The sequence below is a fragment of the Stenotrophomonas sp. STEN035 genome (genome assembly GCF_056759935.1).
Genome location: NZ_JBRRDY010000006.1, coordinates 144787 through 155863 on the forward strand (window position 1 = coordinate 144787; position 11077 = coordinate 155863).

Here is an 11077-nt window from a genome sequence, read left to right on the forward strand (position 1 = left end):
TCAGTCCTCCCGGCGCTGCGATTGCAGCTTGCTGACCAGCGCTTCCAGTTCGGCCAGTTCGTTGTCGCTGACCTCGGCCTTCTCCGACATCCACGCCACGAACGGCGAGATCGAGCCCTGCAGGGTCTTCTCGACGAAGCTGCCGACCGCGCCGTTGACCACGTCCTGCTGTTCGGCGGTGGAGCTGTAGCGGTACACGCCCTCGTCGTGCTCGCGCTGCAGATAGCCCTTGGTACGCAGGCGCTCCATCATCGTCAACACGGTGGAGCGGGCCAGCCCGCGGGCCTCACCGAAGCGTGCGGCAACCTCGCCGACGCTGGTGGGTTCGTTCTCTCCGATGTACTGCAGCAGGGCCAGTTCCTGGTCCCCGATGGTCTTGCGGCGCATGGCCGTCTCCGTGACTACATTTGTCGTCACGGTAGATCTGCCTACATCTGTAGTCAATAGCCCGGATGGCACCCTGCCCGCTGTCGGGCTGAATGATTCAGCTCACCGCGCTGTCGATCTGCCAGCGCGCGAACTCGCTCTCAAACTCCGCCAGCGTCAGCAGGCCGAGACAGGCATGGGCACCAGTCGGCAATGCCTCACCACGGGCAAAGCGGCGCGCCAGCAGCACGGCTGCAAGGGTGGGAATCTCCGGGCCGTGCAGCATTGGAGCAGTGAGGTCCCAATGCACGGTGTGCTGCAGGCCACCACGCTGGCCACGCAGGGTGATGCGCATGCCGCCAAGATCAGTGCCAAAGCGATCGAACCAGCGACCGGCGCGGGCGAATACGCCGGCCAGCGCTTCCATCGGCAATGGCAGGCCAATGCGGCGAAGCCAGGCCATCGCAGCCAGGCATCGCGACAGGAACGGCAATTCCAGCGCCGCGCGGAAGCGCACGGTCGCCACGCCCGGATAGCGCTGTACCAACAGCGTGTGGTCCGGCACATCACAGGGCGAAGCCAAGCGCGGACCGATGCGGGCGAAGCGTACCGGCTGCGGATCGGCCCAGCCGATCACCGTCTGCCAGCGGCCATCCACCCAGCACTGGAACGGCTTGCCGCAATACGACAACACCGCGCGCACCGTGGCCATGCCCAGTGGCGTTGCCTGTGCGGGTGCGATCACCATGTCGATGCTGTGCAGTTGATCGAACTGCGGAGCGAGTGCATCCACGACCGCACTTGAGAGCGCAGGCAAGGTACTGGCGCCGCTGATCGCACTTCGTTGTGTCTGTTCGGCCAAGGCCCGCAGCTGCTGCGGGAAGTCGGCGACAAAGTCGCGGCCGTCGGCCAGATCGATGTAGTGCATGCCAGCGCGCAGACAAGCCTGCGCCACATCGTAACCCTGGCCTTGGAAAGGACCGGCGGTATGGATGACCAGGGCCGCTCGCGTTTCCGCCAGCTTTACTTCGAAATCAGCGGCGGCGGTATCCAATCGACATAGTTCTATTGCCGCCAGATCCACACCGGGTAGATGCGCCGCAGCCTGCGCTGGGTTGCGGCCCGCGGCTATGACTTTGATGCCTGGCGTGATCGCAAGCGCACGCACGATGCGCGCGCCGAAATGACCGTAACCGCCCAACACCAGAACACGACAGCTTTCCTGCTGCGACATCGGATCTTCCTGCGTTGATTGCTGGGTGGATTATCAGCGAGGAATGAACTGCTTTCGCCCCTCGCCTTTGGCGCAGCCAAGGGGGAGGTTGGGAGGGGGTGGCTTTGGCCATTGCTTGTGCTCGTTATTTGGCTTTGTTGCGAAGCGCACCCCTCCCCAACCCTCCCCTTCGCTACGCGAAAGGGAGGGAGTGGATCTGCTGCGCCACGCACCAGAAAGCAACTTTTCATCCCGCTCTTACACCTGCGGCAGCACCCTGCATGCACACCCCTGCCTGGAGTCCGCCATGTATCGGATGCTAGTCACCGCCAGTTTCAGCGCCATCGTCGCCACTGCCTGCAGCACCGCCCAGGTCAGTCAGGTGCAGCCCATCGACGGCGTCATCTCCGGTCAATGCCATAGCGACATGGTGCGCGGCGCGGTCGGCCTGGCGGCAGCTCCCGGCACAGTGGAGCGCGCGCGCGTGGACAGCGACAGCCTGCAGGTACACGTGGTGCGCGGCAGCGGGGATAACACCAACAGCGCCACCCCACCTAGCAGCGGTGGCGAGCGTCTGACCATCGAAGTGGGTCGCACCAACAACATCACGGCGCTGCGTTGCGGCTGACATTGCAGAAGTCGCAGCGCGTCATGCAGCCCATGTAGCTGCATCGTTGAACAGCGCCGACTGTGGCGTTGCTTCCGGGTACTGCGATCTTCCCATTCCCGATAGACAAAGCTCCGCCGGAGTGTCTCGCAATCTGGTGCGACGCAGCGTCAACACTTCCTCACTTGGCGATATGCTTGGGGTGTCCCTCAATAGCTTGGAGTTCCGATGCAATTCCCGTCGACGCCGCGCGCCCTGCGCCGCCCCGCCGCCCTGATTGCCACCGCTGCACTGATGCTGGCCCTGAGCGCCTGCACAAAGCCGGCCCCGGAAGAACAGGATGAGGCACTGAACCAATCCCAGCAGGCCGCGCAGGCCGCCGCCGCGCCCGCTGAAGCCACACCGCCGCCGGGCGCCTGCGATGCCAGCCAGGTGCAAGGCCTGGTCGGCCAGACCTATACCGAGGCCATGCAGGCCCAGGCCAAGGAAGACGCCGGTGCCACCGATGTCCGCGTACTCAAGCCCAACCAGCCGGTCACGATGGAGTTCATCGGCGAGCGCCTGAACATCGAACTCGATGAAAAAGGCACGGTCAGCGGCGTCCGCTGCGGCTGAATTGGCAGCGCCAAAGCCTTGCTGGGCAAGGCTTTGGTTGCGCTCGCAACGATGTATTGCGGCGTTGCAACAACTGTGATTTAGTCGATCCATCCGGTGACCTCAAGGTGCGCTCCAGGTAGAGCACGTTGCGTCCATTGGATGGGCGCGAGGGCGCTTGGGTCGGGCGTATACGCCGCAACGGCGTACGTCGGGTCTTACCCCAACGGCACGACGCGATCCATCTGATGTGCATGACGTGCTCAGCGAGCGGGCAGGAGTGTCGCCGCTCACCTGAATCGCATCGAGGCACAGATGGCAGTCCGCACCCCGCAAGGGCTTTACGACCCGCAAGACGAACGCGACGCCTGTGGTTTCGGCATGGTCGCCCAGCTCGACGACCAGCCATCGCGCCTGTTGGTGGATACCGCCATCGCCGCCCTGTCGCGCATGACCCACCGCGGTGGTGTCGCCGCCGATGGGCTCACCGGCGACGGCTGCGGCCTGCTGCTGCGCAAGCCCACCGTGTTCCTGCGCCAGCTGGCCGAAGAAGCCGGCATCGTGCTCGGCCCCAACTTCGCCGCAGGCGTTGTGTTCCTGCCGCACGATGCTGACGCCGCGCAGCGATGTCGCGCCGAACTGGATGCCCAGCTGCGCGCCGCTGGCTGCCATCCGCGCGGTTGGCGTGAAGTCCCTACCGATGACAGCGTCTGTGGCCAGTTGGCGCGCGACACGCTGCCGAAGATCGAACAGGTGTTCGTCGATGCCGACATCGAGCAGAGCGCCGAGCAATTTGCACTGGCGCTGTTCATGGCCCGCCGCCGCAGCGAACAGGCCCTGCGCGATGTCGCCGACTACTACGTCACCACGCTCAGTGCCGAGTCCATCAGCTACAAGGGCATGGTGCTGCCGGACAAACTGAGCACCTTCTTCCCGGACCTGCAGCGCCACGAACTGGCATCCAGCGTGGTGGTGTTCCACCAGCGCTTCTCCACCAACACCATGCCGCGCTGGCCGCTGGCCCATCCATTCCGCATGCTCGCCCACAACGGCGAGATCAACACCATCGAAGGCAACCGCCACTGGGCGCAGGCGCGCAGCAAGGTGTGGAAGACGCCGAAGTTCGACATCGCCGAGCTCGACCCGGTGATCTCGATGCACGGTTCCGATTCGCAGAGCATGGACAACATGCTGGAGCTGATGGTGGCCGGCGGCATGGAGCTGATCCAGGCGCTGCGCATCCTGGTGCCGCCGGCAACCCAGTCGCTGGAATTCAAGGACGCTGATCTCGCTGCGTTCTACGAGTTCTATGGTTTGAACAGCGAGCCGTGGGACGGCCCGGCCGGCATCGTTGCCTGCGACGGCCGCTACGCCGCCTGCACCCTGGACCGCAACGGCCTGCGCCCGGCGCGCTGGATGCTGACTTCCGATCGCCACTTCCTGGTCGCCTCCGAAGCCGGCGTGTGGGAAGTGCCGACCGAGCGCGTCGTGCGCAAGGGCAAGCTCGGCCCGGGCCAGATGATGGCCATCGATCTCAAGCGTGGTGACCTGCTCGATTCCGAAGCCATCGACCGCATCAACCGTGCACGTGCGCCGTACAAGCAATGGCTGCACCAGGGTGTGACCTACCTGCAGACCGAGCTGATCGATCCCTCGCTGGCCGAGGAACCGTTCGACGAAGCGACGCTGCGCAGTTACCACAAGCTGTTCCAGCTCACGACCGAAGAACTCGAACAGGTGCTGCGGCCACTGGCCGAGACCGGCCAGGAAGCCACCGGCTCGATGGGCGATGACACCCCGATCGCCGTGCTCAGCCGCCATACCCGGCCGCTGTACGACTACTTCCGCCAGGCCTTCGCGCAGGTCACCAACCCGCCGATCGATCCGCTGCGCGAAGAGTGCGCGATGTCGCTGACCACCCAGCTCGGCAAGGAGACCAACATCTTCCACGCCGGTGCGGAGACGGTGAACCACGTCATCCTCAACTCGCCGGTGCTGAGCCAGCGCAAGCTGCGCCAGCTGTTGAAGATGGACCAGTACGTCGAGCGCAATCGCCTGATCGACCTGTCCTACAGCGTCGAGGAAGGATTGAAGGCCGGCATCGAGCGTATCTGCGCCGAGTGCGAGCAGGCCGCCCGCGATGGCGTGGTGATGCTGCTGCTGTCCGACCGCTACCCGGTCGCCGACCGGCCGATGGTGCATGCACTGCTGGCCACCAGCGCCGTGCATCACCATCTCTCGAAGGTCGGGCTTCGCTGCGACGTCAACCTGATCCTGGAAACCGGCACCGCGCGCGATGCGCACCACATGGCCTGTCTGCTGGGCTTTGGTGCGACCGCGGTGTATCCGTACCTGGCCTACCAGACGCTGTTCGACCTGGGCCGGCGCGGCATCCTGCAGTTGAAGAAGGGCGGTGAGGTCTCGCAGATCGGCCGCAGCTACCGCAAGGGCATCTACAAGGGCCTGAGCAAGATCATCTCCAAGATGGGCATCTGCACCATTGCCAGTTATCGCGGCGCGCAGTTGTTCGAGATCGTCGGTCTCGACCCGGACGTGGTTGAACTGTGCTTCCCGGATACCGCTGCCCGCATCGGCGGCGTGGGCCTTGCGCGCCTGGATACCGAAGCGCGCGAACTCACCGTGCGTGCCTGGAATGACCTGGCGCAGCCGGAAGTCGGCGGCCTGCTCAAGTACGTGCATGGCGGCGAATACCACATGTACAACCCGGACGTGGTGATGACGCTGCAGCGTGCCTCGCGTACTGGCGATGCCGAAGACTGGCGCAAGTACATGGACGCGGTGCATTCGCGTCCGACCTCGGCGCTGCGCGATCTGCTGCAGCTCAAGCCGGCAGCAACGCCGGTGCCGCTGGACGAAGTGGAACCGGCCGAAGCGCTGTTCAAGCGTTTCGATACCGCAGCGATTTCGCTGGGCGCGCTGTCACCGGAAGCACACGAAGCACTGGCCATCGCAATGAACCGCCTCGGCGGCCGCTCCAACTCCGGCGAAGGCGGCGAAGACCCGGCACGCTACGGCACCGAGAAGCGTTCCAAGATCAAGCAGGTGGCCTCCGGCCGCTTCGGCGTCACTGCCGAATACCTGGTCAATGCCGAAGTGCTGCAGATCAAGGTCGCGCAAGGCGCCAAGCCCGGCGAAGGCGGCCAGCTGCCCGGCCACAAGGTCAACGAGCTGATCGCACGCCTGCGTTACGCCAAGCCCGGCATCGGCCTGATCTCGCCGCCGCCGCACCACGACATCTATTCGATCGAAGATCTGGCGCAGCTGATCTACGACCTGAAGCAGGTCAATCCGGATGCACTGGTGTCGGTGAAGCTGGTTTCGCACGCAGGCGTCGGCACCATTGCTGCCGGCGTGGTGAAAGCTGGCGCTGATCTGATCACCGTGTCCGGCCATGACGGCGGCACGGGTGCATCTCCGATCAGTTCGATCCGCTATGCCGGCGTGCCGTGGGAACTGGGCGTGGCCGAATCGCATCAGGCGCTGGTCGGCAACGATCTGCGCAGCCGCACCATCCTGCAGACCGACGGTGGCCTGAAGACCGGCCTGGATGTGGTCAAGGCCGCACTGCTGGGCGCCGACAGCTTCGGTTTCGGCACCGGGCCGATGATCGTGCTCGGCTGCAAGTACCTGCGCATCTGCCACCTCAACAACTGCGCCACCGGCGTCGCCACCCAGGACGAGCGCCTGCGTACCGGCTACTTCACCGGCCTGCCGGAGCGCGTGGAGAACTTCTTCCGCCTGCTGGCCGAGGAAGTGCGCGAATGGCTGTCGTATCTGGGCGTGCGTTCGCTGGATGAAATCGTCGGCCGCACCGATCTGCTGCAGCAGCTGGAAGTGTCGCCGCGCGAAGGCGTCAAGGTCGATCTGTCGCGCCTGCTCGCGCCTGCGCATTACGACGGTGCGCATTGCGCTGCGCAGCGCCTGTACCAGTCGCCGGACAGCCTGGCCACGCAGATGGACAACCTGCTCGCCGCTGCCATCGCCAACAAGCAGGGCGGCGAGCATCGCTTCCTGATCCACAACACCGACCGCTCGGTTGGCACGCGCCTGTCCGGCACCATCGCCCGCGCACATGGCAACCACGGCATGAGCGAAGCGCCGTTGAACCTGCGTTTCCGCGGCACCGCCGGACAGAGCTTCGGCGCATTCAACGTCGGCGGCCTGAACCTGGAAGTGGAAGGCGAAGCCAACGACTACGTCGGCAAAGGCATGGCCGGTGGCCGCCTGGTGGTACGTCCGTCGCGCGGCGCCCGCTTCGAGGCACGCAACACCGCCATCATCGGCAACACCTGCCTGTACGGCGCGACCGGCGGCGAGCTGTTTGCCGCAGGACGCGCAGGCGAACGCTTCGGTGTGCGCAACTCCGGCGCGCTGGCAGTGATTGAAGGTGCAGGCGACCACTGCTGCGAATACATGACTGACGGCGTGGTAGCGGTGCTCGGCAAGGTCGGCCTGAACTTCGGTGCCGGCTTCACTGGTGGCCTGGCCTATGTGCTCGACGTCGACCGTGATTTCGTCGACCGCTACAACCATGAGCTGATCGACATCCACCGCATCTCGACCGAAGGCTTCGAGAACCATCGCCAGCACCTGCACACCTTGATCGGCCGCCACCGCGAGTTGACCGGCAGCATCTGGGCGCAGCAGATCCTCGACGAGTTCCGCGACTACGTCGGCAAGTTCTGGCTGGTCAAACCCAAGGCCGCCAGCATCGAGTCGCTGGCCGAATCCTTGCGTCGCGCCGCCTGATGCATTGTCTCCCTCTCCCGCCTGCGGGAGAGGGCCGGGGTGAGGGCAGCTTCAAAGCCCCCTCATCCGCCACTTCGGGCCACCTTCTCCAGCACGCGGGAGAAGGGCTCCTCCAGACGTAACGAGTTCCCATGAGCCGCAAGCAAGCCTTCCAGTTCCTCGATCTGCCCCGCACCATGCCGCAGCGCATTCCGGTGGAATTGCGCACGTCCGGCGATTGGGGCGAGCTCTACGGCAAATTCGACAAAGGCGATGCGCAGTACCAGGCCGGCCGCTGCCTGGATTGCGGCAATCCGTACTGCAGCTGGAAGTGCCCGGTGCACAACGCCATCCCGCAGTGGCTGCAGCTGGTGCAGGAAGACCGCATCCACGAGGCGGCGACGCTCTGCCATTCGACCAACCCGCTACCTGAAGTCTGTGGCCGCGTCTGCCCGCAGGATCGTCTGTGCGAAGGCAGCTGCACGCTTGAAGAGTTCGGCGCGGTCACCATCGGCGCGGTCGAGAAGTACATCGTCGATACCGCGCTGGCCACTGGCTGGAAGCCTGATCTACAGGCAGTTGAGAGCACCGGTAAGCGCGTGGCTGTCGTTGGTGCAGGCCCCGCGGGTTTGGCCTGCGCTGATCGCCTGGCGCGCGCCGGTGTGCAGGCCGTGGTGTTCGATCGCTACGAACAGATTGGTGGCCTGCTGCAATTCGGCATCCCCAGCTTCAAGCTGGACAAGAGCGTGATCGACCGTCGCCGCGAGATCCTCGAAGGCATGGGCGTGCAGTTCCGCCTGGGCGTGGAGATCGGCCGCGACATCAGCATTGAACAGTTGCAAGCCGACTACGACGCGGTGTTCCTCGGCACCGGTGCCTACCGTTACACCGACGGTGGCCTGATCGGGCAGGATCTGAAGAACGTGCTGCCGGCACTGCCCTTCCTGGTACAGAACAGCCGCATTGTCAGTGGCAACGACCCCAAGGGTCGACCGATTGCCGGCTGGGAAGACCAGATCGCCCTGCCCGACCTCAACGGCAAGCGCGTGGTGGTGCTGGGTGGCGGTGACACCGGCATGGACTGCGTACGCAGCGCGATCCGCCTGGGCGCGGCCAAGGTGACCTGCGCGTATCGTCGTGATGAAGCCAACATGCCGGGCTCGGCGCGCGAAGTTGCCAATGCCCGCGAGGAAGGTGTGCGCTTCCTGTTCAACCGCCAGCCCTTGGCGATTGAGGCCGGCGCTGATGATGAAGTGATTGGCGTGACCGTGGTCGAGACCGAATTGAGCGCACCGGACGCCAATGGTCGCCGCAACGCGGTGGCCATTGATGGCAGCGAATCGCTGCTGGAAGCCGATGTGGTGATCATCGCATTTGGCTTCTCGCCGACGTTGCCGGAATGGCTTTCGTCGCAGGGCGTGGAGGCCAGCAGTAACGGTCGCATCATTGCCGGTGGTGCTACGCGTCTGCCGTTCCAGACCCATAACGCCAAGCTGTTTGCCGGTGGTGATGCGGTTCGCGGCGCGGACCTGGTGGTGACTGCGGTTGCTGAAGGCCGTGATGCTGCTGAGAGCATTGTTGCCTTGTTGAAGCGGTAAGGTCGGGTCCGCGCCAAGAGCGCCCTCACCCCTACCCCTCTCCCGTTGAAACGGGAGAGGGGATTACTTCGGCATTGTTTGTCTAATAGCCGCTGAGTTCGCTACTTCGGCTATTGGCTCTGACTCTGGCTCTGACTCTGGCTCTGACTCTGGCTCTGACTCTGGCTGTTGGCTCTGGCTGTTGGCTCTGGCTGTTGGCTCTGGCTGTTGGCTTTGGACTATCCGTTCACCCGATAGCGCCGCATTCCCTTCTCCCGCATGCGGGAGAAGGTGCCCGGAGGGCGGATGAGGGCAGCTTTAGCTTTAGCTTTAGCTTTAGTTTTAGTTTTAGTTTTAGCTTTGGCTCCAACGCCACCAACAAGCCGACACCCAGCTGCCCTACACTCAGAAACTCCGCACAAAGAGAAGCAGCAATGCGCATCGGTCTGGCTGCAAACCGTCTCCATCACGAAAGCACCGACGCTGCGTTGTTCCGTTGGCTACGCGCCAGCGAAAGCGGAATACGCGAACTAGGCGTCGAATTGCACGCTATTGGCCGCACCTACGACGCCATTGCCAGCACCCATCCGCTGCAGAACTACCCCGCACTCAAGCGCTATCCAAACGGTCGCGAAGGCGGTTTGATGAAGCTGGTTGCCGAAGTCGTGGGCATGGGCACACCCGAGCGTACTCTCGACGGCGCGATCTACTTCATCGACCCGGTCGATCCTTCATCGGTGTTCCCTGAGGCCATCGCGCTCAAGCGCCAATGCGTCATCCATGGCAAACCTTTCATTTCCACGGTAGCCACCGCACGTGATTGGATTGAAATGGAGCGCATCCACGCCAGCCTCGCACCGGACCCGGGCGCCGACGATCTACATGACTTCAGCAAGCAGACGCTTGCGCTGATCGCCCACGATGCGCGCAAGCCACAGATGCTCGCCTTCGCATCAGAGCACTTTGACGTGTTGTCGCAGTTCGAGCAGCGCATCGGTACCGGCACCACCGGTCAGCGCTTGAACGAGATGGCCTGGAGCCGCGGCTGGCCACGCGACCAGGAATGGATCCACCGCTTCCAGAGCGGCCCGCTAGGCGGCGACGCGCAGATTGCGGACCGTGTGCTTGAGCATCGCTGCCAACGCGCAATCTTCTTTGAAGATCCGCATGTGGCGCGCCAACATGAAGCGGACATCCAGTTGTTGGAGCGCGCAGTGACCACTGTCACTGATGAAGCGGTGTGCATTACTGCACCGAACATCGCAGCCCGCTGGGCAACCGCCGCGCAGATACGCCAGAGAGCCTGACTGTAGTGCCGAACCATGTTCGGCAGGGGCATTCCACGTAGCGTCTGCTCCACCGATCGCTTTGGCTTTGGCTTTGGCTGTAGCTTTGGCTGTGGCCATCGCCCTGGTTGTTGCTTTAGTCCTTCTCCCGCCTGCGGGAGAAGGGTTGGGATGAGGGGAGCTCTTGGCTCTTGGCTCTTGGCTCTTGGTTTTTGGTTTTTGGTTTTTGACTTCGCTCAAGCCTTTCCGCGCCGTTGTTGCTGCGAGCTTCGCGGCTGATGGCCCTAGGCCACCCAGCGCCGCTCCCACAAAAGCCTGTCACCGCTGCCCAAAGCCTGACTTTGCACCAGGCAAAGAAAAACCCCGCTGCTTTTGGCAGCGGGGTTTTGGGTTTAAATCCTGACGATGACCTACTCTCGCACAGCTTAGGCTGCACTACCATCGGCGCGGCTACGTTTCACTTCCGAGTTCGGGATGGGATCGGGTGGTTCCATAGCGCTGTTTTCATCAGGAAGACGGTTTGAGCAGCGCGTTGCGCCGGCTCCAATGCGTTTCCTTGCGGAACTGAAGCCAGGCTCAAAAACACCTGGCTTACATAAAAAGACAAACCCCGCTGCGTGAGCAGCGGGGTTCTAGGTAAAAACCCTGACGATGACCTACTCTCGCACAGCTTAGGCTGCACTAC

Annotated in this window: 7 protein-coding genes and 1 rRNA gene; 5 read left to right on the forward strand and 3 right to left on the reverse strand. The window is 63.7% G+C overall.

All coding sequences use genetic code 11. The annotated features are described in order from the left end of the window. Both ACVOLL_RS05045 and ACVOLL_RS05050 read right to left on the reverse strand, forming a co-directional pair. Nucleotides 1-387, reverse strand: coding sequence for a BlaI/MecI/CopY family transcriptional regulator (locus tag ACVOLL_RS05045; RefSeq protein ID WP_481511894.1), 387 nt, complete (start codon nt 385-387; stop codon nt 1-3). 97 nt (nt 388-484) lie between these two features. Continuing rightward, complete coding sequence (locus ACVOLL_RS05050) at nt 485-1600, reverse strand: saccharopine dehydrogenase family protein (RefSeq protein WP_481511895.1); 1116 nt, start codon at nt 1598-1600, stop codon at nt 485-487. Between the two features lie 286 nt (nt 1601-1886). On the opposite strand from ACVOLL_RS05050, the gene ACVOLL_RS05055 reads away from it, so the two are divergent. From ACVOLL_RS05055 to ACVOLL_RS05075, 5 genes are all read left to right on the forward strand, one after another. Continuing rightward, nucleotides 1887-2207 (forward strand): hypothetical protein, encoded by a 321-nt coding sequence (locus ACVOLL_RS05055; RefSeq protein WP_481511896.1) that lies wholly within the window; start codon nt 1887-1889, stop codon nt 2205-2207. Between the two features lie 207 nt (nt 2208-2414). Next, nucleotides 2415-2801, forward strand: a complete 387-nt coding sequence (locus ACVOLL_RS05060) for an I78 family peptidase inhibitor (RefSeq protein WP_481511897.1) — start codon at nt 2415-2417, stop codon at nt 2799-2801. 294 nt (nt 2802-3095) lie between these two features. Further along, on the forward strand, nt 3096-7550 hold the full coding sequence (gene gltB, locus ACVOLL_RS05065) for a glutamate synthase large subunit (RefSeq protein WP_481511898.1): 4455 nt from the start codon (nt 3096-3098) through the stop codon (nt 7548-7550). 131 nt (nt 7551-7681) lie between these two features. After that, on the forward strand, nt 7682-9127 hold the full coding sequence (locus ACVOLL_RS05070; protein WP_481511899.1) for an FAD-dependent oxidoreductase: 1446 nt from the start codon (nt 7682-7684) through the stop codon (nt 9125-9127). Between the two features lie 413 nt (nt 9128-9540). Continuing rightward, a complete protein-coding gene (locus tag ACVOLL_RS05075) occupies nt 9541-10413 on the forward strand; it encodes a methylglyoxal synthase (RefSeq protein ID WP_481511900.1) in 873 nt (290 codons plus the stop codon). 376 nt (nt 10414-10789) lie between these two features. Here the strand turns inward: ACVOLL_RS05075 and rrf are convergent. After that, nucleotides 10790-10904, reverse strand: a 5S ribosomal RNA gene (gene rrf / locus ACVOLL_RS05080). Nucleotides 10905-11077 lie beyond the last annotated feature (173 nt).

Coding starts and splice junctions, on each gene's coding strand:
- ACVOLL_RS05045 (WP_481511894.1), bottom strand. CDS start 387: ATGCGCCGCAAGACCATCGGGGACCAGGAACTGGCCCTGCTGCAGTAC.
- ACVOLL_RS05050 (WP_481511895.1), bottom strand. CDS start 1,600: ATGTCGCAGCAGGAAAGCTGTCGTGTTCTGGTGTTGGGCGGTTACGGT.
- ACVOLL_RS05055 (WP_481511896.1), top strand. CDS start 1,887: ATGTATCGGATGCTAGTCACCGCCAGTTTCAGCGCCATCGTCGCCACT.
- ACVOLL_RS05060 (WP_481511897.1), top strand. CDS start 2,415: ATGCAATTCCCGTCGACGCCGCGCGCCCTGCGCCGCCCCGCCGCCCTG.
- gltB (WP_481511898.1), top strand. CDS start 3,096: ATGGCAGTCCGCACCCCGCAAGGGCTTTACGACCCGCAAGACGAACGC.
- ACVOLL_RS05070 (WP_481511899.1), top strand. CDS start 7,682: ATGAGCCGCAAGCAAGCCTTCCAGTTCCTCGATCTGCCCCGCACCATG.
- ACVOLL_RS05075 (WP_481511900.1), top strand. CDS start 9,541: ATGCGCATCGGTCTGGCTGCAAACCGTCTCCATCACGAAAGCACCGAC.